24 protein-coding genes and 1 other RNA gene are annotated in these 24,269 nt (G+C 55.2%); 11 read left to right on the forward strand and 14 right to left on the reverse strand.

The features are described from left to right. Positions 1 to 16: 16 nt before the first annotated feature. The 10 genes from flgK to flgB all read right to left on the reverse strand — a co-directional run bounded on the left by flgK (position 17) and on the right by flgB (position 8,982). On the reverse strand, positions 17 to 1,660 hold the full coding sequence (gene flgK, locus AC6I8I_RS17200) for a flagellar hook-associated protein FlgK (protein ID WP_312053242.1): 1,644 nt from the start codon (positions 1,658 to 1,660) through the stop codon (positions 17 to 19). Between the two features lie 106 nt (positions 1,661 to 1,766). Then, a complete protein-coding gene (flgJ, locus tag AC6I8I_RS17205) occupies positions 1,767 to 2,708 on the reverse strand; it encodes a flagellar assembly peptidoglycan hydrolase FlgJ (protein WP_497828136.1) in 942 nt (313 codons plus the stop codon). After that, on the reverse strand, positions 2,708 to 3,829 hold the full coding sequence (locus AC6I8I_RS17210; RefSeq protein ID WP_497828137.1) for a flagellar basal body P-ring protein FlgI: 1,122 nt from the start codon (positions 3,827 to 3,829) through the stop codon (positions 2,708 to 2,710). Before AC6I8I_RS17210 ends, flgJ begins: the two co-directional genes overlap by 1 nt. Positions 3,830 to 3,839: 10 nt before the next feature. After that, entirely contained in the window at positions 3,840 to 4,559 is a 720-nt protein-coding gene (locus tag AC6I8I_RS17215) for a flagellar basal body L-ring protein FlgH (RefSeq protein WP_312053372.1), read from the reverse strand. Positions 4,560 to 4,639: 80 nt separating this feature from the next. Beyond that, entirely contained in the window at positions 4,640 to 5,422 is a 783-nt protein-coding gene (gene flgG, locus AC6I8I_RS17220; protein ID WP_312053246.1) for a flagellar basal-body rod protein FlgG, read from the reverse strand. Between the two features lie 23 nt (positions 5,423 to 5,445). Continuing rightward, a complete protein-coding gene (locus tag AC6I8I_RS17225; protein ID WP_497828138.1) occupies positions 5,446 to 6,201 on the reverse strand; it encodes a flagellar basal body rod protein FlgF in 756 nt (251 codons plus the stop codon). A 12-nt stretch (positions 6,202 to 6,213) separates the two neighbouring features. Then, positions 6,214 to 7,419 (reverse strand): flagellar hook protein FlgE, encoded by a 1,206-nt coding sequence (gene flgE / locus AC6I8I_RS17230; protein ID WP_312053249.1) that lies wholly within the window; start codon positions 7,417 to 7,419, stop codon positions 6,214 to 6,216. A gap of 35 nt (positions 7,420 to 7,454) precedes the next feature. Next, positions 7,455 to 8,144, reverse strand: coding sequence for a flagellar hook assembly protein FlgD (locus AC6I8I_RS17235; protein WP_312758671.1), 690 nt, complete (start codon positions 8,142 to 8,144; stop codon positions 7,455 to 7,457). A gap of 11 nt (positions 8,145 to 8,155) precedes the next feature. Next, positions 8,156 to 8,560: a flagellar basal body rod protein FlgC gene (gene flgC, locus AC6I8I_RS17240; RefSeq protein ID WP_312053252.1), complete on the reverse strand. Its 405-nt coding sequence runs from the start codon at positions 8,558 to 8,560 to the stop codon at positions 8,156 to 8,158. Positions 8,561 to 8,568: 8 nt separating this feature from the next. Further along, a complete protein-coding gene (flgB, locus tag AC6I8I_RS17245) occupies positions 8,569 to 8,982 on the reverse strand; it encodes a flagellar basal body rod protein FlgB (protein WP_497828139.1) in 414 nt (137 codons plus the stop codon). Between the two features lie 286 nt (positions 8,983 to 9,268). On the opposite strand from flgB, the gene flgA reads away from it, so the two are divergent. From flgA to AC6I8I_RS17275, 6 genes are all read left to right on the forward strand, one after another. Beyond that, positions 9,269 to 9,973 (forward strand): flagellar basal body P-ring formation chaperone FlgA, encoded by a 705-nt coding sequence (gene flgA / locus AC6I8I_RS17250; protein ID WP_497828140.1) that lies wholly within the window; start codon positions 9,269 to 9,271, stop codon positions 9,971 to 9,973. 111 nt (positions 9,974 to 10,084) lie between these two features. Then, positions 10,085 to 10,381, forward strand: a complete 297-nt coding sequence (flgM, locus tag AC6I8I_RS17255; protein WP_497828141.1) for a flagellar biosynthesis anti-sigma factor FlgM — start codon at positions 10,085 to 10,087, stop codon at positions 10,379 to 10,381. A gap of 16 nt (positions 10,382 to 10,397) precedes the next feature. Beyond that, the gene (locus AC6I8I_RS17260; RefSeq protein WP_312053259.1) at positions 10,398 to 10,841 is read left to right on the forward strand and encodes a flagella synthesis protein FlgN; all 444 of its coding nucleotides are present in this window, start codon (positions 10,398 to 10,400) and stop codon (positions 10,839 to 10,841) included. Between the two features lie 716 nt (positions 10,842 to 11,557). Further along, positions 11,558 to 11,917: a flagellar transcriptional regulator FlhD gene (gene flhD, locus AC6I8I_RS17265; protein WP_497828142.1), complete on the forward strand. Its 360-nt coding sequence runs from the start codon at positions 11,558 to 11,560 to the stop codon at positions 11,915 to 11,917. Positions 11,918 to 11,927: 10 nt separating this feature from the next. Next, positions 11,928 to 12,467, forward strand: coding sequence for a flagellar transcriptional regulator FlhC (flhC, locus tag AC6I8I_RS17270; protein WP_312053260.1), 540 nt, complete (start codon positions 11,928 to 11,930; stop codon positions 12,465 to 12,467). A 238-nt stretch (positions 12,468 to 12,705) separates the two neighbouring features. Next, complete coding sequence (locus AC6I8I_RS17275) at positions 12,706 to 15,015, forward strand: HAD family hydrolase (RefSeq protein ID WP_497828143.1); 2,310 nt, start codon at positions 12,706 to 12,708, stop codon at positions 15,013 to 15,015. A 499-nt stretch (positions 15,016 to 15,514) separates the two neighbouring features. Here the strand turns inward: AC6I8I_RS17275 and rnpB are convergent. After that, positions 15,515 to 15,893, reverse strand: an RNA gene (rnpB, locus tag AC6I8I_RS17280) — RNase P RNA component class A. Between the two features lie 33 nt (positions 15,894 to 15,926). Continuing rightward, positions 15,927 to 16,790, reverse strand: coding sequence for a 16S rRNA (cytidine(1402)-2'-O)-methyltransferase (gene rsmI, locus AC6I8I_RS17285; RefSeq protein WP_497828144.1), 864 nt, complete (start codon positions 16,788 to 16,790; stop codon positions 15,927 to 15,929). A 62-nt stretch (positions 16,791 to 16,852) separates the two neighbouring features. On the opposite strand from rsmI, the gene AC6I8I_RS17290 reads away from it, so the two are divergent. The 4 genes from AC6I8I_RS17290 to dolP are packed head-to-tail and all read left to right on the forward strand — an operon-like array spanning position 16,853 to position 20,461. After that, entirely contained in the window at positions 16,853 to 18,919 is a 2,067-nt protein-coding gene (locus AC6I8I_RS17290) for a penicillin-binding protein activator (protein WP_312758682.1), read from the forward strand. Continuing rightward, on the forward strand, positions 18,877 to 19,272 hold the full coding sequence (locus AC6I8I_RS17295; RefSeq protein ID WP_312053266.1) for a YraN family protein: 396 nt from the start codon (positions 18,877 to 18,879) through the stop codon (positions 19,270 to 19,272). Before AC6I8I_RS17290 ends, AC6I8I_RS17295 begins: the two co-directional genes overlap by 43 nt. 14 nt (positions 19,273 to 19,286) lie before the next feature. After that, on the forward strand, positions 19,287 to 19,874 hold the full coding sequence (diaA, locus tag AC6I8I_RS17300; protein WP_031376379.1) for a DnaA initiator-associating protein DiaA: 588 nt from the start codon (positions 19,287 to 19,289) through the stop codon (positions 19,872 to 19,874). 14 nt (positions 19,875 to 19,888) lie between these two features. Further along, on the forward strand, positions 19,889 to 20,461 hold the full coding sequence (gene dolP, locus AC6I8I_RS17305) for a division/outer membrane stress-associated lipid-binding lipoprotein (protein WP_312053267.1): 573 nt from the start codon (positions 19,889 to 19,891) through the stop codon (positions 20,459 to 20,461). 53 nt (positions 20,462 to 20,514) lie between these two features. Here the strand turns inward: dolP and AC6I8I_RS17310 are convergent, their stop codons facing one another. Further along, entirely contained in the window at positions 20,515 to 21,219 is a 705-nt protein-coding gene (locus AC6I8I_RS17310; RefSeq protein ID WP_312758684.1) for a pirin family protein, read from the reverse strand. 129 nt (positions 21,220 to 21,348) lie between these two features. Between AC6I8I_RS17310 and AC6I8I_RS17315 the strand changes: the two genes are divergently transcribed. Next, positions 21,349 to 22,248, forward strand: coding sequence for a LysR family transcriptional regulator (locus AC6I8I_RS17315; RefSeq protein ID WP_031376382.1), 900 nt, complete (start codon positions 21,349 to 21,351; stop codon positions 22,246 to 22,248). A 38-nt stretch (positions 22,249 to 22,286) separates the two neighbouring features. Here AC6I8I_RS17315 and AC6I8I_RS17320 read toward each other — a convergent pair whose 3' ends face one another. Then, entirely contained in the window at positions 22,287 to 24,197 is a 1,911-nt protein-coding gene (locus tag AC6I8I_RS17320; protein WP_312053271.1) for a BglG family transcription antiterminator, read from the reverse strand. Positions 24,198 to 24,269 lie beyond the last annotated feature (72 nt).

The raw sequence follows: 24,269 nt of genomic DNA on the forward strand, positions 1-24,269 counted from the left end.
TCGGCCACGAAAAGATCTATTTAATATTAAGTATGGTATCGAACAGCGTAGTGGCCGTTTGTAATACCTGGGAATTAGCCTGGTAGTACTGGGTATACATCTGCATGTTGATATACTCTTCGTTGATATCTACCCCAGCAACCGACTGCTGTTGCTGGCCCCACTGATCCAGTACGCCGGCAGCGGTCGAGCAGGCCGATTTCACCGATGTCATTGAAGAACCCACCGAACTCACCAGGCTGGCGTAGGCCTCGCTCAGGGTCGCTTTACCAATCAGCTGCTGATTTTTGATATCAACCATCTGTTTAATATTTTCATTATTGCTTTCCTCGGTTGCATCAGCAGAGCTTGAGGCGGCAATTTGATCACCACTGCTAATCGCCACCGTCAGCGAGGCAGCGGCACCGGCCAGCGGATTACATTCAAAGCTGTCGCCAGCCTGCGGTGTGCCCTGCGGGGTAACCGTGATGCCATCAAAACTCAGCGAGCCATCGCTGCCGACCGTCGGGGTAATCGCTTGTCCGTCAGCAGTTTTTACCGTCCAGTCGCTGGCGGAGGGACCGGTGAAGGTCAGGGTATAATCCTGTCCCTGGACTGCGCTGTTGTCGCTACGTGAAACCGTCAGTGACGCATTGCCGCTGTTATTGCTGTTGGCAATCGCCTGCGGCTCGTCAAGGGCGAAAATAGCGGTACCGGCGTCGCCATTCTGATCGTAACCCGCCTGGTTAACCTGATTGAATGTATTTGCCATCTGCAACGCCAGCTGATTAAGCTGATTTTCGGCGTCTTTCAGATCGGTATTGCGGAATTTAAGCAACCCACCCAGCGTACCGGTACTGATGGTATTGTCATCCAGCAGCCGGTCGGCACCGGTATTATCGGTGTACGCCACCACCAGTGTGTTCGGGTCCGCGGCTGAGGGCTTGGCTTTTAATTGACAAGTATCATCGCCATTCACCAGTGAGTAACCGTTCGCTAGCGTGACATCGACCCGGCCCGTGGTGCTGTTCTCATTCACTTTAATGCCGGTCAGCCCGCTGAGCTGGCCTAATACCTGATCGCGTTGGTCCATCAGGTCAGAGGGCAGTTTGCCGCTGGAGGCATGCACTTTGGCGATTTCTTTATTCAGGTTGGCGAGCTGGCTGGCGCAGGCATTGATATCGTCAACCGCCTGACTGATTTTAGTATTGGTGCTTTTTTCTAACCCTTTCAGCGTATCGCTGCTGGTGCGGTATTGATTCGTCAGTGCCTTGAACTGTGAATAGACTTCCTGGCGTGCCGCCGGGCTGGCGGCATTACCGTTGATCTCTTCTAGCGCAGTAAATACATTTCCCAGCGTGACGGAGACATTATTGGTGGTATCACCGAACATGTTATCAATCTGGCTCAGCTGCTCGTAACGCCCGTTCAACCCTTCAAACTGCGCGTTAGCACCGCGAACCTGATTATTCAGGAAACTGTCGTAGCTGCGCTTAACATCATTTGTCTGAACGCCATAGCCGAAAAAGCCGTAATTAGTGCTGCGACCGCCGGCTTCCCCCAGAATGATATTTTGTCGGCTGTACCCGTCGGTCATCGCATTACTTAAGTTGTTACCTACCACAATCAGGGCAGATTGGGCTGAATCCAGTCCGCCCTGGGCAATATTAAATAAACTCATCGCTTTACCAGCCTCATATTTTATGAGTCGAGGCCAGACTCTGGCCTGGAAATTTTATATCGTTATTTATTTATCGTGAGTTCCGGCTAAAACTAAAATGAAAACGCTAAAATATTTCCTCCAGCGTTTTTTTCACGCCACCCGCGCGCTTTGCAACATTTCCCTGAACATAATGAATAATGTTCATTAACTTTTTCGCATAATTCGGATCGGTTGCATAACCGCTTTCCTGTAAAGCATGCGCCGCTTTTTCAACTGACGGGCTATTAATCACGTTCTGATAACGCGGATTGCCGGTTAAGAAAGTGGCATAGTCTGTTAAGGCATCCGCGTAATTTTTATAAACCTTAAACGAGGCTTTTACTTTCCGCAGTGCGCCGTTGATATATTCCGAGGTGGTGATCTCAGTGGTTTCCCCTTTCCAGCCAGGCGTCGCTTTGATACCAAACAGGTTATGGCTCGGCTTGCCATGTCGGGTCGGGATCTCACGATTTCCCCAGCCTGACTCCAGTGCCGCCTGGGCGATAATCAGCTGATGCGGTATCCCGCTGTGACGCGCCACTTCCCTGGCGGGTGCCATCAGGCGTGCGATAAAGCTGTCGTTGTCCGGCTGCGCCTCCACCGGCGCGCGCGGATGCGCCGGGTGGGTGTAGGGCTCTGCCGTCTGCGCCATCGGCTGTGGACGCAGGCTGGCGTTGATCAGCGTTGAAATCAGGGTTTCGTGCGCCGGTGCAGCGGGCTCGGGTTCGCTGGCCGCCATCTGCTGCATCATTTGATCGGCAAAGCCCAGCGTTCCCTGCGCCGCGATATCCTGAGAAATCTGCTGATCGTACATTGAGGTAAACATCTGCGACTGTTGATTATCGAACAGCCCGCCTTTGAAGGACGCCTCACGCATGCTTTTCAGCATCATCTGGATAAACAGCCCTTCCATCTGCTGAGCCGCGGCTTTCAGCCCCTGCTGAGGTGAACGCTTTGCCGTCAGTTTGAGCGCTTCCAGATTGCGTAAATCGAAGGCGGCTCCGCTGGTAATGCTGCTGTCGCTCATCAGTCAGTTTCCAGTCGGGCGTGGAGACAACCGGCGCTTTTCATCGACTGAAGAATCGCCATTAAATCGTTCGGCGTCGCGCCCAGGCTGTTTAGCGCGCGTACCACACTGTTGAGATCGGCGCTGGTGTTGAGCCGCTGCAGCGATCCGCCGCTGTTGCGCACCGACACCTGAGTGTCAGGCGTGACCACCGTGTTACCGCCTGCCAGTGGCGTATCGGGCTGGCTGACCTGGTTGTTGCGCGTCACTTCGACGGTTAAATCCCCCTGCGCCACCGCACAGGCATCCAGCGACACATGGCGATTCATCACCACCGAACCGGTACGGGAGTTGATGATAATCCGGGCGTCACCCGCATCGACCCTGATCGGGATATTCTGGATATTAGCCAGAAAACGGACCCGCGCCGCACTGTCCTGCGGCGCGTTCAGACGCACGGTTCTGGCATTTTCCGCCGACGCGGTGGTGCCGCCGTAGCGCCGGTTGATTTCATCGCTGATCTGCTGCGCTACGGAAAAATCATCTTCATTCAGCTGCAGACGCAGCACGTTGTCACCGGCGAAGCTGGTCGGCACTTCACGTTCGACCATCGCGCCATTGCTGATGCGCGCGCCGTTCAGCTGGTTAACCTGAACCCGGCTGCCGCCGCCCTGCGCACCTGCGCCGCTGACCAGCAGATTCCCCTGGGCCAGGGCATAAATCTGGTTATCTACCCCTTTGAGAGGCGTCATCAGCAGCGTGCCGCCGCGCAGGCTTTTGGCGTTACCCATGGAAGAGACCACCACATCAATCTTATCGCCTGCCCGGGCAAAAGCCGGCAGTTCGGCGGTGACCATCACCGCGGCCACGTTTTTTAGCTGCATGTTGGTGCCGGACGGCACGGTAATGCCCAGCTGAGAGAGCATGTTGTTCAGGCTTTGGGTGGTAAACGGCGTCTGCATGGTCTGATCGCCGGAGCCATCCAGCCCGACCACCAGACCGTATCCCATCAGGGAATTGCTACGTATGCCCTGCACTGAGGTTAAATCGCGGATGCGTTCTGCATGCACCGCAACCGGGAGTAAGATATTCAGACCTACGCAGAGCAGAGTCAGATAACGCTTTAGGTGTGTGATTTTCATAATCAGTGAGTTAAAACGGAGAAAGGTTAAGGAAAAGGCGCTGTAACCAGCCCATTTGCTGCGCTTCGTTGATATAGCCGTTGCCGACATATTCAATTCGGGCGTCAGCTACCTGCGTTGAGGCAACGGTGTTCATGCCACTGATGGTGCGCGGATTCACGACGCCGGAGAAACGGATAAACTCGGTTCCCTGATTGATCGCAATCTGCTTTTCTCCCACCACCCGCAGGTTGCCATTTTCCAGCACCTGGTTGACGGTCACCGTCAGCGTGCCGCTAAAGGTATTTTTGGCTGCTGCGCCGCCTTTGCCGCTGAAATCATTGTTTGCGCTGATGCTGGTGTTGGCTCGGTCACTGCCAAATAAGCCAGCCAGAAATCGCGGTGTCGCATCAAATGCCAGCGAATCAGAGCCATCCCGGCTGGCGTTGGCCGAGGAGCTTTTACTGGCGCTGACATTTTCCTGCAGGATGATGGTCAGGATGTCGCCGACGTTACGCGGCCGGCGATCTTCAAACATCGGCTGATAGCCATAATTCATCGCCTGGCCGGTCTGGAACACCGAACCGTTGTTTACCGCCGGCACCGCAACAACCGGAGCGGCGGTGGTTTTTCCCTCTACCAGCGGCGCGTGCGGGATATACGCACAGCCGCTGAGCGCTAACACCAACGCGATGCCAAAAAAAAGGGTGCCAGAACGGCGCAAAATACGAGGGGGGGCGATGAGCGTCATCGCCGAATAAGCCTTACCATTCATGTTATAACCACATCTCTTTATGCGGCGGTGCCGTTAACAGCCCGCGGCGACCCGCGTTATAAATTCGACAGCCGCTGCAACATCTGATCGGATGTTGAGACCGCTTTACTGTTAATTTCATAGGCGCGCTGGGTCTGGATCATATTGACCAGCTCTTCCGCCACGTTGACGTTAGAGGTTTCGACATAGCCCTGTCTGAGCGTCCCGCCACCGTTCATGCCCGGTGTGGTTTCATTCGGTGCGCCGGACGCCTGGGTTTCGTGGTAGAGGTTCTCACCCAGACTTTCCAGCCCGGACTCATTGATGAAGGTGGTGAGCGTTAGCTGCCCCACCTGCTGCGGTGCGGTTTGTCCCGGCAGGGTTACGCTCACCAGACCGTCGGTGCCGATAGTCAGCGACTCGGCATCCTGCGGGATGGTGATGGCGGGCTGAACCGGATAGCCGCTGGAGGTCACCAGCTGACCATTCTGGTCAAACTGAAACGAGCCATCGCGGGTATAACCGATGGTGCCATCCGGCAGCTGGATCTGGAAAAAACCGCCGCCCTGAATCGCCACATCTTTACTGTTGTTGGTCTGCGTCATGCTGCCCTGGCTGTGGATACGCTCCGTCGCCACCGGACGAACGCCGGTACCAATTTGCAGACCGGAAGGAATGGTGGTCTGCTCAGAGGACTGGGCGCCGGGCTGACGCAGCGTCTGGTAGATCAGGTCTTCAAATACCGCACGCTGGCGTTTGAATCCGTTGGTGCTGACGTTAGCCAGGTTATTGGATATCACATCCATATTGGTCTGCTGCGCTTCGAGACCGGTTTTAGCAATCCATAAAGAACGGATCATGGTTTGAATTCTCCTCGCCGGGTTTAGCCCAGCGTTAGCAACTGATTGGCGCTTTTTTCATTTTCATCAACGGTGCTGATGATCTTCATGTGCATATCGAAGCTACGCGCGGTGGCGATCATATCGACCATGGTCTTCACCGGGCTGACGTTGCTGCTTTCCAGCATGCCCGGCATCAGTCGCAGCGTCGGGTCCAGCGGCAGGGGCGCAGTATTGCCCGCGGCTGCGCTGTTACTGAGATGGAACAGCCCGTCATCTCCCATCTTCAGGGCAGCGGCCTCAGCCTTTACCATCTTGATCTGCCCGACCTGCGCCAGTGCCGTTGGCTGATCGCCGGCACCCAGCGCACTCAGGGTGCCATCGGGCGCAACGGTGACCTGCGACTGCGGCGGTACGCTGAGCGGGCCACCGTCACCCATCAGCGGCAGACCATGCACCAGCAAGCCGCCTTCGCTGTCCACCTCAATGTTGCCATCGCGGGTGTAGGCCTCACTGCCATCCGGCAGCTGAACGGCCAGCCAGCCATCCTGCGGTAGCGCAACATCCAGGTCGCGATCGGTCTGATGCACCGCGCCCATGGTGGTGTCGTTCCACGGAGTCGATTCCGCCACCAGCGTGCGGGTCGCCACCGACGGTCCCTCAACCGGCACCGCCCGATACGCCATCAGCTGCGCCCGGAAGCCGGTGGTTGAGGCGTTAGCCAGGTTATTTGCCGTGACCGCCTGGCGGTTAAGCGCCGCATTCGCCGCGCCCATGGCGGTGTAAATCGCACGATCCATAGTGATCCGCCGTTAGCCGAGGTTAACCAGAGTCTGCAGCAGCTCTGATTGGGTCTTGATGGTTTGTGAATTGGACTGGTAGTTACGCTGGAAGACGATCATGTTGACCATCTCTTTACTCAGATCGACGTTAGAGGCTTCCACCTTATTGCCGTACAGGGTGCCGAGACTGCCTGAGCCGGAGATGCCGGTCACCGGCTGACCCGACTCTGGCGTTTCGCTCCAGCAGTTATTGCCCTGCGACGAGAGTCCGCCTGGATTGGTAAAGTTGCTCAACACCACCTGGCCCAGTAACTGCTGCTGGCCATTGCTGTAAGAGGCGATCACCTGGCCGCTATCACCGACGGTGTAGCCATTCATCAGGCCGGGAGCATAACCGGTGGTGGAGGGGCTGTTCATTGAGAACTCTGACGCCTGCTGGGTCATGCCGGTCAGGTCTAAATCGAAATTAAGCGCTTCACCGCCGTCATAGGCCGCGCCCTGAACGTTGAGTTTCGCCGGGCTGGTGGTGAGCTGGCCGGAGGTATCAAACTGCAGCGCGGTCTGCTGAAAACCCGTGCCTGGCGCGGTAATGTCCTGGGAATAGGCTGTCCACTGGTTATCCGCCGTTTTGGCGAAGTAAACGTTGATGGTGTGCTTGTTACCCAGACTGTCGTAGGCGTCAATCATGGTTGGCGCGGTGCTGTAGCTGGTGCTGTCGGTCGGATCAAAGGTGGTGTTGGTGACCACCTCGCTGCCGGATGGCAGGTTACCGTTGAGCGTGCCGCTGTCCGAGGCGCGCGCTGGCATCTGGCCGTCAGGGATCTGAATCGGGCCGACGGCGGCACCCGGCTGAATCGTTGGCGGCGTGCCGGTGGCCTGATAGCCGGTAAGGAACATGCCCTGGTTGTTAATCACATAGCCATTGGCATCTTTCTGGAACTGTCCATTGCGGCTGTAAAAAACCCGTCCGGCTTCATTCTGCAGACGGAAGAAACCGTTGCCCTGGATACCCATATCCAGGCTGCCGGTGCCTGCGCCCAGCACACCATCGGTGAAGCTCTGGTTTACCGCCGAGACCTGTACCCCCATACCGACCTGCGAACCGGCGAACACGTCGGCGAAGGCAATTGATCCGGTTTTAAACCCTACCGTCTGGGAGTTAGCGATATTGTTACCAACAACATCCAGCGCTTGTGACGCCGCATTCAACCCGCTAAGGCCTTGTGAGAAGCTCATTATTCTTTTTCCTGGTCGATCACTAAATGATTGAATTACTCGATTTCGTAAACCTGTCCGAGCGTCGCGGTGCCGTTAACGCCAAGTTCCAGCAGTGAGCCGCCGGAGGAGAAGGCTACGCTGTCGACTTTGGCTTTTTTCAGCGCCACAATGTTCGGTGTGTCACCGTTGCTGTTGGTGGCGGTAAAGGAGACGTCAAAGCGGGTGCCTTCCGGCGGTAAAGCAGGATCAAAGTTACTCAGGTCATCAAGGCTGTAGCTCTTAACGCCCGCTTTGACGTTTGACAGTTCGGCGTGGTAAACGCGGTCTTCTTTGTCAGTGAGCGTCACTTCGACATTATCCGCATCGCTATCCAGCGCGAATGAGAAGACCTTGTTGGCGCCCTGCTGGCCGCTGGTATCGACCACCGGTTTGCCTTCAACCATCACCGTGCGGCCGACCCATTCCGCTGCATTCATCTGCTGCATACTGGACACCAGCGTTCCGACACTGTTAAGCGTGTCGTTAAGCTTCTCGACCCCGGAGGCGGTATTAAATTGCGCCAGCTGCGAGGTCATCTGGTTATTATCCATCGGGTTTGTCGGGTCCTGGTTTTGCATTTGCGCCACCAGCAGCGTCATGAAATTATTCATTAAGTCCGCGCTGCTGGTGCCATCCGTGGCCGCAGTGGTGGTGCTATTCACGTTGCTGTTGTTGTTACTACCCATTACTGGCGAGACTGCCATTCTGTTATTCCTTATTGACCCAGCGTCAGCGTTTTAAGCATTAAGGTTTTCGCGGTATTCATCACATCGACATCAGCCTGATAGCTGCGTGAAGCGGAAATGGTATTCACCATTTCACCGGCCACATCGACATTCGGCATATGGACATAACCTTTACCGTCCGCTAAAGGATTACCCGGCTCATACATCATCCGATCCGGCGCGGTACTTTCCACCACCTCACTCACCCGAACGCCACCAATTTGCTGGCCCGGCGCGCCATCAACTTTGAAAATAACCTGTTTTGCCCGGTAAGGTTTACCATCCGGACCGGCAACGCTGTCGGCATTGGCCATATTACTGGCGCTGACATTGAGCCTTTTCGATTGCGCCGTCATGGCTGAGCTGGAAATATCAAAAATACTGAGCAGTGACATCTCAACAATTACCCCTGATTAATCGCATTCATCATATTTTTAATTTGCGCACCGAGAATCGTCAGGCCTGATTGATATTTCACACTGTTGTCAACAAAGTTGGCGCGTTCGCGATCCATATCAACCGTATTCCCGTCTGCAGAGGGCTGATCGGGAATGCGATACAAAAGATTGGGGTCACTCATCGCCGGTGCCTTTGCCGCAATGTGCTGGCCTGAGGTCAGGGTTAATGCCAGCGGCCCCGACTGACTGGCGGTGCGGGAGACCGCCGCGTTTAACTGCGACGAGAAATCGATATCTCTGGCCAGATAGCCCGGCGTGTCAGCATTTGCCACATTTGAAGCCAGAATATTCTGGCGCTTATTGAGCAGAGACAGCGCGGCCTGCTGGAAGCCTAACTCCCTGTCGAGTTTATCAAGCATAAGGATTATTTATCTCGTGCCGGTGGAATTCTAATTGCGCCATTTTAAAAGAGAGCAGCAAAAATCTATAATTTGAAAAATCGACAGAAGCAGCACTACTTGGTCGGTTAACAAGGCAATTAAAAAAGAAGCGCAGGTGCAATCCGGCTAAATAGCCACATTTATGTCATTACTTTCTTCATCAGAAAGTTAAGCTTTTACCGTAGAATTATTCAATGCCGATGGTTCAGGCCAGATCATTATTAATCCGCAACTTTTCATTGTTTCCGTTCAGGACATTCATATCGTGGCAACACAATATTCCGTTATCATTAAAATCATCACGCTCATCGCGCTGCTGACAGCCGCCGATATTTGCAGTGCCGCGCAGGCGGATATTCAGCTAACGGAAGCAATTACCGCCCTGTTGAACAACAACATCAATTTACCGCCATCGGTGCGACCGCGCCTGAGGGTGCGGTTGCTCACGCCCAGGGCGCAACTTGCCACCCTCTGTGCCAGTCCGGTACTGACGCTGAGCGGAAATCTGAGCCGGTTGGCTGGCGCGCACAGCATCATTGCGCAGTGCGACGCCCACCGGCACTTTATTCAGATTCATCTGGATGTCACGGCGACCTGGTGGCAGGCAAGCCGCCTGTTGCGGCCCGGAGAGCGGGTCAGCCGGGAATCGATTCATCCGCAACGCGGCTCGCCTGAACATCTGCCCAGCGGGCTGATCTACGATCCGCAGCGGATTATCGGGCGCGTCACGTTACGCGCGATTCATCCGGGTGAGAACCTGGTCGAAAGTCAGCTGCGCCAGCGCTGGGCGATCGTTGCCGGAGAAAAGCTGGAAGTCAGTTATCAGGGGGATGGCTTTACTGTCCATGCCGCCGCGAAGGCGCTGGACAATGCCGCGCTGGCGCAACATTTACGGGTGCAGACCCCGACAGGTCAGATCCTCACCGTGACGGCGACGGGCACAGGCCAGGCCGCCGTGGCGGTAGATTAATCCGGCTGGCGTAAAAGATAACCGGTCGGCCGCCTTCAGTAATTTCGACAACGCCCGATAATTTACTTTAACTGGAAAATATTTTTACCGAACAGATTGTCGAGGATATTGATGAGCATAGAACGCAGCCAAAAGATTACGCCTGCCGTATTCACCGAAATTCATCCGGAAGCCTCAAAGCGTGCTGACCGACGTCATGTGGAGGGAGCCACCTCCGCCAGCAAAACCCGTACCGGGACGAAAGTCAGCCTGAGTAATCAAATCCAGTCGCTGCAAACTAACAGCAGCCAGGATATCAACATTGAACATCTGGACAAGATCAAAGCCGCACTCAGCGCCGGTGAACTGCCGATTGATACCGACAAGATTGCCAGCGCGCTGACCAAAGAAATGTTTCAGATAATCTGACGTGAGTAGTTAACTGATGAATGATCTCCGTATTACCCTGGTAAAACTGCACAGTCTGTTAGCAGAACTGAAACCGGTGCTGGAAGAAGAGCTAAGCCAGCTCAACCGGCCACAGCTTAATCCGGTGACCCTGCAGATGCTGTCTGACAATAAAAGTCGTCTGCTATCGACGATTAATTTTTACGAAGAGCAGCGCAAAGTAGAAGAAAACCGGCTGGGTATGGCCGCACCTTATCACCAACAGCCCCTGCTGAATTCGCTGTGGGACAATGTGATCGCCATTGCCCGCCAGACCAGCTCGATGAATATGAGCATCTATCCGATTTTAGAACTTCAGATGCAGAAAGCCTTAACTCTGAAAAGTATGGTAAAGCAGGTGAGCCATCGCGCAGCGCTGTATGGCGCGGATGGTACCGCACAGCAAAACCTCAAAGGAATGGCGTACAACATCAATATTTAATGGCAGAGGATGCCCGGCCAAAGAGATAAGCCGTAAAATACCCCCAATACAGGGGGAAGGATGACCGGAGAATAACGGTTTCATGACGGCAGGAATTGTCCAGGCTTATCTCAAAGTAGCAGAACAGTACGGCAGTCACTGCCTCACATATACCTCTAAATGGTTATTCCAGCACCTTCTTCTTCGCTAATCATCATTCGCTTAGATCGACCGTGTCCGGTAGCATTTCAAAAACTGCAATAATTCTCATAACATTCTCTTTTCAAAAACCAGCATTATTTAAATCAGAGGCATGACAAAAAACATGCTGCACCAAAAGTCACAGCCAGATCTGACAAAATGAATCACACTGAATAATCGCACCTTCAGAAAATGAATTTCTTTACGACGGAAACAGTGTAATGATCTAAATCATAGACGCTGAGACAACCGACTGTTCCGATAGCGATTATCAAATTGAATAAATTTCCGCGCTCGCGAATAACCTTTTAAATAATGTGGTTACTCGCAAAATAGCCTCTATTATTTTGCTTATTTAGTGACATCAGGCTTCGCTCAGAAAAATTACAATGGTATACTTATGTAAATAATCTTTTTATTTCCCCCTGGCAATAGTAAGGCGGTAATAAGCAGCGCTACGGCGCTGACATTACCTGCCTCGCATGTCAGCATCTGTCGAAACATAAAGGTAACATAACCAAAGGAAATACCAACAAATGAAAAATATGCATTACCAGAATACAACAAACGAGCATGTTCAGAATATCAATGATTTGAACTTATCTTATCTGTTGCTGGCGCAACAATTAATAAACCAGGGAGATAAAGACGCCGCAAGCTTCCGGCTTGGACTGCCTGACCCATTGATTTCTATGCTTAAAGACCTGTCAATTTCACAGCTGATAAAATTAGCTTCGACCAATCAGCTTATTTGCCAGCTGCGGATTAACAGTGAAGCGGTGATCGAATTCCTGACTAAAGATTCCCGTCTTGACGCGCTCCAGCATATTCATACCGGTATCATTCTTTCGAGTGATATTCTGCATTCTCTTTCTGAACCAACCCTGGCAAAGTGAAGATAACCCCATGAATGATCAAAGCATTTTGGATGAAATTTATGACACGCAGCTGGCGATGGAGCTGGTCTCTTCTGGTGCACGTATGCAGGTACTGGAGAGCGAAACATCACTTAGCCGCCGCAAGCTGTTGCGCCTGTATAAAGAGATAAAAGGCTGTTCACCGTCTAAAGGCATGCTGCCCTTTTCACCCGACTGGTTTACCTCATGGGAACAAAATATTCACTCTTCTTTATTTTATAACATCTATCTTTATCTGCATAAAACAGAGAACAAACGTCCTGTCGAATCGTTACTAAAGGCATACAGACTTTACAGCGAACAGTGTCCGTGCGAACCTGGTGAAAAACCGGTACTGGAATTTACCCGCGCCTGGACGTTGCTGCGCTTTATTGACTGCAACATGCTGGAGCAGATTCCCTGCTCGACCTGTGGCGGGAAATTCATTTCGGCACCACGCTACATCAATACGCTATTTATTTGTAGCTTATGCCATCCCCCTTCACGCGCGAGCAAGAAAAATTGCGCTAAGGCCCACGTATCTCATTGATATCGGAAATACCTGTTTTTTTCCAGGCCGGTAAACGGTAAATATCTGTTTCCGGCCAGGGGTTAACGGGCAAAAAGCTGACACTAACCTCCGCTACTCTTTCAATATTCATTAACATCGATCAGGTAAAATAAAAATGTCTATATAACAATAATTTTTACGGATATTTATGATGAATATGCCCTCTGTTTCATTTGAACGTATAGAACAAATATTTCAGCAAAGTAATGCTAAAGTCTTGTCCCTTGACTGTTTCGATACGCTTTTCTGGCGTAACGTTTCTCGCCCGTTTGATATATTTACCCGACTGCAACATGGCCTGTGTCCGCTTGCCAGAGGCGTAGCCGAAGCCGATGCCAGAAAGAAAAAGCGTATCGCAACCGGGCTGGAGGAAGTCAGCCTGGCGGAAATTTATGGCGAGCTGAAAGGCCAGTTTGATGCTGAACAACAGCAGCAGATGATGGAGCACGAGCTGGCACTGGAGATCGACAACGGCTTTCTGTTTCCACCGGCGCTGGCGCTATTACGTCAGGCAAAAGCACGCGGTATCCGCACCATTATTGTCAGCGATACCTATTTAGATGCCGGCCAGTTGAGTCGCCTGTTAGCGGCGCACTGTGATGAGATTCCAGACCTGATTGACCATATCTATTGTTCGTCAGAATTTGGTCACAGCAAATCAGGCTCGCTCTGGCCAGAGATCGTTCAGCGCGAGCAGGTTAAGCCGCAGGATATTTTTCATGTCGGCGATAATCACCGGGCGGATTACCTGCAGCCGGTGAAGTCCGGCATCACTGCCATTCACTTTAAACAGAATGAAGCGTTGGTGACCAACGTGCTGGAACAGCGCAGCGTTGCGGCTAAGCTGCTGTTCCCGGCCTGCGGGGCGACAGCACCGGTCCCCTCACTGTTCCATGCCTGTTACTCCGTCGCGCTGCGTAATGAGATCAGCAGCGAGCAACTCACCGGCTGGACCACGCTGGGTCCGATACTGTATGCATTTGCGCTCTTTATTAAACAGCAACGCGACCTTATGCCCGGCGTCCGGCTGGGCTTTTTGATGCGGGATGGCTACATGCTCCGCGAGGCGTATCATGCGCTTTATCCTGACGAACAATCTGCCTCGCTGAATATTTCCCGTTTCACCGCCATAAAAAGTGCCTTTCACTCTCGCCAAAGCATCGTCGACTATTTAGGAAAAACATTACGTGCGGCGGAGCGAGTCACTGCGGCGGGATTCGACATGATTAGCCGTCATCTGATGCTGAGCGAACGGCGGAAAAAAAAGATCGCATCGCAGCTTCAATTACACAATCACTCGGCAGATTACCTCTATAAGTCACTTCTGAGCCATGAGGTGGTGAAGGAAACACTTGCCCGTTCAGCGACCTGCCGCCAGCGACTGATAACCCATCTGCAAAATAAGCTGCAGCTGCAGCTGGGCGAAACCCTGATGCTGATCGATCTTGGCTATGCGGGCACGGCGCAAAACCTGCTGGCACCGCTGCTGGAAGCAGCGCTGAATATACAGGTCCGCGGCTGCTACCTGATTGCCGCCTGGACAGCCGGCTGGCAGCAGAATCGCACCGCGCTGGTTAATCCTGACACCGCTGATTTCCGCCTGATTCGCACCCTGACCCGCTTCATCGCCTCGTTTGAAATGCTCTGCTCTTCGCACGGTTTTTCGGTGGTGGATTACACCGATGATGGCGAGCCGATAGGTGAAGGCGTGATGCATTCAGAGAAAATGATCTCGGCGGTAAAGGCGATTCAGCATGAAGCCTTAAGGTGTGTCCGCCAGGCGGGAGAACGGGCAATCCCGGCTTCACCGGCGCTGTGGGACTCTGCGGCTATCGATCTGGTCCGTTATACCTATTTCCCGCTGGCGATTGAAACTGATCTGCTGCAACACCTGACGTTCGACATTAATATGGGAACCGATGCGACGCAGCAAATGGTTGATGCGGAGAAGGCGATTGGCTATATGCGCCGCTACGGCGTAGCGCGTCTGGCGCAGGATGAAAACAGCGAGAGCCGCACCAATACCCCTTCTGAACTGCGTCATTGCGGTATTGAATATTCTCTGTCACTGCTGTCGGCTTCCCGCAACGCACTCTCCTGGTCGCTCTCTCAAAGCTCACAGCGTCAGCAACCGCTGGAGGTATTATTTATCCGCAACGATCAGCCTCCGCTGACGGAAAAGCTGTTTGCCACCAGCACCTTCGACGGTTTTTTCTCAATTTATATTCCAATGGTCACCGCTGAGGTGGTGATTGCTATCGGAAACTCATTGCGGGATTTTGAAGTGGATAGCCTCAGCCTGACGTCGCAGCAGGCGCTGTTTAAAAGCACTGAACAGCAGCAGTCCTACCGGCTGGATAAGGATAAAGACTACTTTATTGATGGTGCGACCCAGCACGATAAGCTGGTATTAAATATGCAGCCAGACGGCTTTATCTATGTCAAACCGCAAAAAAGCCCTGTCCAGGCGGTGCTGCATTTTGTCTATCGGCCGCTAAACCCACAGATTCAGGCAGTGAATGACTGAAATAAAATAGGGGTATCTCAGCTGCCGGGCAGCATGCAACAGGGTGACGGGGAAATCCGTTATCGCAATGGTGCAGCATCCATCTTGTGCGGCATCCCGTCGGCTGTTCGCCGACGGGATGCACTCATCTCTCCCGCACACTGCGGACTATGACCACAACGTTACATTCCCTCTGGCCCAGCCCAGCCCAGCCCAGCCCAGCCCAGCCTGAAACAGCCCGGCCTGCTGCTGACGACAAAAGCATGACTGCCGTTAACTGTGAAAAATCGCATGACGGGATTGATTCTGTCAGCAGGGAGCCGCCGCTGTGCGATCGGCTGACCGTAAACCGGATCGCTAACCAAGGGGGCACAGGAATAAGGTAAACAACGGGTGCCGGAACAGGAAAAGGGCTCATGTCGCCCGGCAGACGCGCTCCAGTTCCGGGTGAGGGTGGTGGCACCTGAGAAGGGTTGGGTCTTTAAACGGAAAACCCCGCCGAAGCGGGGTTTTTAGAAGTAGTCGAAGCTGACCGTTAAGCCGGGTTCTGTCGTGGACAGTCATTCATCTAGGCCAGCAATCACTCACTGGCTCAAGCAGCCTACCCGGGTTCAGTACGGGCCGTACCTTGTGAACCCCTATTTGGCCTTGCTCCGGGTGGAGTTTACCGTGCCACGAACTGTTGCCAGTCGCGCGGTGCGCTCTTACCGCACCCTTTCACCCTTACCTGATCCCATTTCTGGGCCATCGGCGGTTTGCTCTCTGTTGCACTGGTCGTAGGCTTGCGCCTCCCAGGCGTTACCTGGCACCCTGCCCTATGGAGCCCGGACTTTCCTCCCCTCTGCCCGTCTCCCCACAAGTGAGGACGACGACAAAGCGGCGACTGTCTGGTCAGCTTCGGCGCGGGATGATAGGGCATTCGCCGCCATTTGTCACGCCTCTTGCTGCTCCAGCGCATATTTGTAGAGCGCATTTTTCTTCACGCCATGGATCTCAGCGGTCAGGGCAGCGGCTCGCTTAAGCGGTAGCTCTTTCTGCAGCAGCGCCAGCGTGCGCAGTGCGTCAGGCGGTAGCGCCTCTTCGTCCGCCTTGTGGCCTTCGACAATCAGCACCATCTCGCCTTTGCGACGATTTTCATCCTCTTTCACCCACGCCAGCAGCTCGGCGACCGGCGCACCGTAAATCGACTCCCAGGTTTTAGTCAGCTCGCGCGCCAGCACCACATATCGGTCAGCGCCCAGTTCAGTCACCATGTCCTGCAGGCTGTCCAGCAGACGGTGGGTCGATTCGTAGAAGATCAGGGTACGTGGCTCCTGCACCAGCGCACGCAGGGTATCGCATCGGCCTTTGGTTTTGGCCGGCAGAAACCCTTCGTAACAGAAACGATCGGACGGCAATCCGGCAGCACTCAGGGCAGCGATGGCGGCACAGGCGCCTGGCAGCGGCACCACCCGAATCCCCGCTTCGCGACAACGTCGTACCAGATGGTAGCCGGGATCGTTGATCAGCGGCGTGCCGGCATCAGAAACTAAGGCTATGCTTTGACCCTCTTGCAGCTTCGTCAGCAGCAGCTCGGCCTTCTGTTGCTCGTTGTGGTCGTGAAGTGCGAAGAGTCGCGAAGTGATGGCGAAATGTTGTAGCAACAGCCCGGTATGACGTGTATCTTCCGCAGCGACCAGATCGACGCTCGAAAGCACCGTCAGCGCCCGCTGGGTGATATCACCCAAATTACCAATCGGGGTTGGAACGATGTAGAGCGTGCTGGCAGAAATCTCTGCCCGATCGAGTTGTTTCATTGTTTCATCCGAATTGCCGATTTAATATTGAGCATCTTGAAAAAAACATCACTGGATACAGTATGCTTCCTTCAAAAGTCGTTCGTCGTAAAGCAGGACGCTTTCTGCCTGTCATTCTTGCCGGGCTGATTTTAGCCGCGTGTAGCGGTCAGGGGCCGCAAACCTCAACCGTCAATATTCAGGGGCCTGCTACCGCCAGCTCAGCCTATTATCTGCAACAAGCGCAGCAGAGCAGCGATGATAGCAAGACCGACTGGCAATTACTTGCAATCCGCGCCCTGTTGAAGGAAGGAAAGTATCCTGAGGCGACCCAGCAGCTCAGCCAGCTGCCGCAGCAGCTTTCAGACACTCAGCAGCAGGAACTCTTGCTGTTGCAGGCGCAGCTGCAGCTGTCGAAACAGCAGATTAAAGAGGCGCAGGCGCGTTTAGAGCAGGTGAAAACCAGCGAACTGTCGCAGGATCAGCTGGCCCGCTACTACGGTTTGCAGATTGCTCTCGCCCAGGGCCGTCCCTCGCTCTCGCTGCTGCGCACCTATATTGCGCAGGAGCCGCTGCTGAAAGGCCCGGATCATCAAAGTAATATTGACGCCACCTGGCAGGCACTGACCCAGATGCCGCCGCAGGAAGTCAGTAATCTGGTGATCAACGCCGACGAAAATGTTTTGCAGGGCTGGCTGGATCTGCTCGCGGTCTGGCGTGCCAATAGCCAGGATGCTGAGATGCTGAAATCCGCTATTAAAGACTGGCAGACCCGCTATCCGCAGAACCCGGCAGCCAAAACCTTACCGACTCAGCTGAGTCAGATGCAGAACTACACCAAAGCCTCCACCAGCACCATTGCGCTGCTGCTGCCGCTCAACGGCCAGGCGCAGGTGTTCGCCAATGCAATTCAGAAAGGCTTTAATGACGCCAAAAATGGTGCCCTGACGCCAGCGCCGCAGCCTGCAGCAGCCCAGCCCGCGCCAGCGGATGCCAGCGCCAGTGCGCAGCCCGCTGCTGCTGATGCGGTGGTCAGTCCTTCTGCCGCCCCTATCAGCGCGCCGCAAGCGCAGCCAGCCGATGCGGCAACGCCACAGCCGGCTGCCACCCAACCTGCTGAGACTCAACCTGCGGCGACCCCACCCGCCGCCGCCGAACCGGCCAGCAACGCGCAGATCAAGGTCTACGACACCAGCAGCCAGCCGATTCAGCAGGTGATGCAGCAGGCGCAGCAGGATGGCGCCACCATCGTAGTGGGTCCACTGCTGAAGAGTGACGTTGAGCAGGTCGCTAACAGCCAGACACCACTGAATGTGCTGGCGCTTAACGAACCGGAAAAGATCCAGAACCATCCGAATATTTGTTACTTTGCGCTTTCTCCTGAAGACGAAGCGCGCGATGCCGCGCACCATATCTGGGAGCAGGGCAAGCGTCAGCCGCTGCTGCTGGTGCCGCGCAGTGGACTGGGCGATCGCGTGACCAACGCATTTGCTCAGGAATGGCAGTCGCTGGGCGGCACCACCGTGCTGCAGCAGCGCTTCGGTTCCACTGCTGAGCTGAAACAGGGCATCAACAGTGGCGCAGGTATCAGTTTATCCGGCACGCCGGTTAATCCCGCGCCTGCTGAGCCGCAGGGCGTCTCGATTGCGGGCGTGAACATTCCGGCACCGCAGCAGAGCACGCCAGACGTCGCCAGCCCCAGCGGTGACGGCGCGGTCGATGCGGTCTATATCGTCTCGACACAGGGCGAACTGCAGCTGATTAAACCGATGATCACCATGCGTACCGGCAGCCGCAGCAACATCGCGCTGTATGCCAGTTCCCGCAGCGCCCAGGCCGGTACCGGTGCCGACTTCCGGCTGGAGATGGATGGCCTGCAGTTCAGTGATATCCCACTGCTCTCCGGCACCAATCCGGGTCTGATGCAGCAGGCGTCTAAGTCTTTTAACAATGACTATTCGCTGGTGCGCCTGTATGCGATGGGGATTGATGCCTGGACGCTGGCGAATCACTTTAACCAGATGCGTCAGTCACCGGGCTTTACGCTGGAAGGCAATACCGGCAAGCTCAGCGCCGATGCGGATTGTGTGATCAACAGGAAGTTGACATGGAACCAGTATCGTCGGGGCGAAATCGCGCCGGCCAACTAAATCGCCGTCAGATTGGTGCCGGGCACGAACAGCGTGCCCGCCGCTATCTGGAGCAGGCTGGCCTGAAATGGGAAGCCAGCAATGTCCATTGTCGCGGCGGGGAACTTGACCTGATTATGCGTGACGGGCACTGTTGGGTGTTTGTCGAAGTTCGCTACCGGCGCGATGCGCGATACGGTGGTGCCCTCGCCAGCGTGACCCGCGATAAACAACATAAGCTGCTGCGTGCCGCCGCTCTCTGGCTGGCACAACGCGGCGGCAGTTTTGAAACAGTGAATTGCCGTTTCGACATCATCGCCATTACCGGCACGGCGCTCGAGTGGCTGCCGAATGCCTTTAATGCAGACGTTTAGAACCAGGTGGTCGTGTGCAGGACAGAATTAAAGCGTGTTTTACCGAAAGTATCCAAACCCAGATTGCCGCTGCAGAAGCGTTGCCCGATGCCATTTCCCGTGCGGCGATGACGCTGGTGCAGTCGTTACTGAACGGCAATAAAATCCTCAGCTGCGGCAATGGTGCCTCATCAGCCAATGCGCAGCACTTTGCCGCCAGTATGATCAACCGTTTCGAAACCGAGCGCCCCAGCTTACCCGCGCTGGCGCTGAGTGCCGACAATGTGATGCTGACCGCGATTGGCAACGATCGCCTGCATGACGAGGTGTACGCCAAGCAGGTGCGGGCCCTCGGCCAGGCAGGCGATGTGCTGCTGGCCATCTCCACCCGCGGCAATACCCGTGACATTGTTAAAGCCGTTGAGGCAGCAGTGACGCGCGATATGACTATCGTTGCGCTTACCGGGTATGATGGGGGCGAACTTGCCGGACTGCTGGGCCCACATGATGTGGAAATTCGCATCCCGTCGCACCGCAGTGCCCGTATTCAGGAGATGCACATGCTGACCCTCAACTGTTTATGCGATCTGATCGATAACACCCTGTTTCCACACCAGGAATGACCGAAGGAGCTCCAATGAAAGCATTGAACGCTGTAGCCATCCTGTTAACCGCAATGCTGCTGCAAGGCTGTGTTGCCGTGGTTGCCGGCAGCGCTGCTGTCGCCACCAAAACGGCCACCGATCCACGCACCGTCGGCACCCAGGTCGACGATGGCACGCTGGAATTACGCGTCTCTAACGCCTTAGCCAAAGATCAGCAAATCAAAAGTGATGCACGCGTTATCGCCACCGCTTATCAGGGCAAAGTCCTGCTGACCGGTCAGGCCCCTTCGCAGGAGATCGCCAACCGCGCCAAACAGATTACCATGGGCGTTGATGGCGCAACCGAGGTGTATAACGAAATTCGTATCGGCCAGAAAGTGACGCTGGGAACCTCTTCTTCAGATACCTGGATTACCACTAAAATCCGTTCGCAGCTGCTGGGCAGCGATCAGGTGAAATCATCTAATGTGAAAGTCACCACTGAAAATGGCGAAGTGTTCCTGTTGGGTCTGGTGACGCCGCAGGAAGCGCAGGCAGCAGCCGATGTGGCCAGTCGGGTAAGCGGCGTGAAGCACGTGACCACCGCATTTACCATGCTGAAGTAAACCTTCAGACAGCAAAAAGGCGGCCATGGCCGCCTTTTTTTATGGCTGAATCATCAGACCGGGATATCAATAATTAACGCCCGGGTGGCGGTTTTCGCCGTCAGCCTGAGCTGCTGCTCTTCCTGCAAAAATGCCCCATCACCACAGCCGAGCTTCTCCTGATACTCGGTACCAGAGACCGCGTCCAGCGAGCCATGAATCGACTGCAGGTAGGCGCGCGGTCCGTGCAGCTGCATCAAATGCTGTTCACCGGGAGCCAGCTCCACCTGATGAATCCACACCTGCTGCCGCAGTTGCAGACTGCCGTCCGCACCGTCTGGCGAGGCCAGCAACTGGGTGGTTTGCCCCTCTGACAGCGCGATTTTCTGCATCCGTGGGTTTTCCCGCTCCGGACAAGCGGCCAGCCACAGCTGCATCCGCGTCAGCGGGCGCTCTTTGCTCAGGTTGATCTCGCTGTAACTCACGCCCGGCTGGGCAGAGAGCAGCAGCGCTTCCCCTTCACGAACGATGATGTGGTTGCCCTCGCTGTCGCGGTATTCCGCTTCACCCTGCAGTACGATGTTCAGTACATCGACCTGCGGATAGGTGCGCGGCTGAAAAGCAGCGCCCGGTGCCAGCACTTCCTGGTTGAGGACCCGGAGTGAGGCATAGCCCATCAGTTTGGGATCAAAATAGTGCCCAAAAGAAAAACTGTAGCGCGCCTGCAACCAACCGAAATCGGCCTGACCACAAGCGGACGCACTGCGTGTTGTTATCATTGTTTACCTCCAGCATCCGGTGGCAAGGATCGGCCACGGACTTTATGCCCATATGGTAAAAGTCTGGACGCCGGATTGTTAGCCAGTTAATCTGCCTGGCATGTTCAAATTTCCTGACAGAGAACCGGGATGGCTAAAGAGCGTGCGTTAACCCTTGAATCTTTACGCGTTATGGATGCAATTGATCGACGCGGAAGTTTTGCAGCAGCCGCTGACGAGCTGGGCCGCGTGCCTTCCGCTCTCAGCTACACCATGCAAAAACTGGAAGAAGAGCTGGATGTGGTGCTGTTCGACCGTTCCGGTCACCGCACTAAATTTACCAATGTGGGACGCATGCTGCTGGAACGTGGCCGGGTGCTGCTGGAAGCGGCCGATAAGCTGACCACCGATGCGGAAGCGCTGGCGCGCGGCTGGGAAACCCATCTGACCATCGTTACCGAAGCGCTGGTGCCGACCGAGGCGCTGTTTCCGCTGGTGACGCGGCTGGCTGACAAAGCCAATACCCAGTTTTCGCTGGTCACTGAAGTGCTGGCTGGCGCGTGGGAACGGCTGGAACAGGGACGGGCCGACATTGTGATTGCCCCCGATCTGCATTTCCGCGCTTCGACCGAGATCAACACCCGCAAGCTTTACACCATGATGAGTGTCTATGTCGCCAGCGCCGACCACCCGATTCATGACGAGCCCGAACCGCAGTCTGAAGTGACGCGCGTGAAATATCGCGGTATTGCAGTGGCGGATACCGCGCGTGAGCGCCCGGTGCTGACCGTTCAGCTGCTGGACAAGCAACAGCGCCTGACCGTCAGCAGCATGGAAGACAAACGCCGGGCCCTGCTGGCCGGGCTGGGCGTCGCCACCATGCCCTATTCGCTGGTCGAGCAGGATATTGCCGAAGGCCGTCTGCGGGTGGTGAGTCCGGAATATACCCGTGAGGTGGATATCATTATGGCGTGGCGTCGTGACAGCATGGGTGAAGCCAAAGCCTGGTGCCTGCGCGAGATCCCCCGCCTGCTGGCGAAAAAGAACTGACTCTCTCCCCGCGCCGCCGGGGAGCATCCCTTCGCCGCTTATAACCGGCTGAGACAGTCGATCGCCACCGCCTTAAAGCAGGCGAAGTCGGTGCTGTCGCGCAGCCGGCTCATCGCCCTTTCGCGCAGAAACGTCACGAACAGATCGTAGATCGCCATCGCTTCTTCATATTCACTTTTGCTGATGGCCAGCAGAAAAATCACGTAGGCGGTGTCGTCTCCCCAGGCGATGCCGTGCGGGGCCAGCACGGTGTAGACCACGGTTTTCTTCGCCAGCAGCCCCAGCGAGTGCGGCAGCGCAATGCCTTCGCCCAGCATGGTGCTGACAATCGCTTCACGCTCCTCTACCGACGGATAAAACGCCGCATCAACATAGCCCTCCGCCTCCAGCTGGTCACAGAGCTGCCGGAACAGTTCAGACTGGGTCATTGGCCGGTCAACGATGTGAAAATGCTGAGCATCAAAAAATTTAGCCAACATGTAAGGCCGGGTGCGATCCACCAGCACCAGCTTGCCTATCTGCTCCAGCTGGAAACCGGTCGGGAACGGCGACATCACCACCACCGGCTTCTCTTTTTCGCTGAGGCGGATGGTTGAGATGACAAAATCCTCATCAATCCGGCTGCGCGCCTCATATTCCCGCTGCGACAATCGCCCCGTCACCTGCAGCTGCGGATAACGGCGCAGCAGCATCGCCTCAATCATGCGTAAGGTTGAATTACCGCTGTCGCACACCAGCAGCACCTGCGGATGGCGCTGATAGCCGACATCATAATGCCGCTCCAGCCCGACGCCGATATGCAGCACCAGGAAGCCGATTTCGTTTTCACTGATCACGTAAGGAGTATATTTGCCCCAGCTGGTTACCGCCGCCAGCGTGACGTCATAGGCCATCGGATAGTGCTGTTTGATGTTGCTCAGCAGCGGATTAGGAATGTGAATCTGGTAGCGCACCCGGGTGATCATGGTTTTGATATGGGTGAGCAGATCGGCCCGCAGCTGCTGGTCGTTTTGCAGGTTGAAGTTGTAGTGGGTATTGATAAAACTCAGCAGGTAATCGACCAGGGCATCGGCATCATCGGCATTGATGGCGCTGGGAGCGATTGCCTGAATGCGTCGCGCGGCGATATTCACCCGCAGCCAGTTCTCTTCAGCGGGCGAGATCGGTTTGCTTACCAGCGGGCGCATCAGGTTAATCAGCTGATGCGCCGCTTCCCGCACCTCGTCGCCAATCTCTTCCGCGCCGGGATCGTTGAGCGGATAGCCTTCACTGATACGCCGAACCGCCACCGCACAGTAGAGCCGCAGGTAACGTTCGCCTTCATCGCTGATGCGGATGTTGTGCTGGGCAAAGCAGCTTTGCAACAGCGGACGCAGCGTATCAAGCATGCCGCTGTTTAACGCTTCGATCGTCAGCAGCGGGCTGTCCGGCTGCGCCTGATCGATTTCCCACAGCAGATCGGTCAGGCAGGTACGGATTGCCACTTCGCTGCCAAACAGCTTCATGCCGTAGTGCGGCTTGCTCTCAATCGTCAGGTGATAGCGGCCCAGCCACTCCCGCACTTCCGCCATATCATTTTGTAAGGTGGCGCGGCTGACGAACCACTCTTCCGCCAGCTCCTCAAGCTTGATCGAATAGGCGGCGGTGAGAAAACGGGTCAGCAGATAGCGCACACGATCTGGCGAGGTTCGCGGCACCCGCAGCGGCGACGCGGTCTGCTGTTGCAGGTGCTGGAAACGCTGAGCATCCTCAATCTTCAACTGGTAACCTGCGCCGCGGTTCAGGATAAACTGCGCGCCGTGCTGCGCCAGCAGCGCATTCAGCGCGCTGATATCGGTGCGCACGGTGCGCGTCGACACGGCAAAACGCCGCGCCAGTTCATCCTGGGGCAGCGTTTCGTTTTGCAGGGCATCAAACAGTTGCGCAAGGCGCTGATTGGGAAATCTCACGATGGTTTACCTGTTGCTGCGGTTGGAAAAAAGCCGGGATTCAGCGGTCAGCCTACGGGGATCGTGGGGCAA

The sequence above is a fragment of the Pantoea sp. X-Soil-YNGN-775 genome, assembly GCF_059730575.1.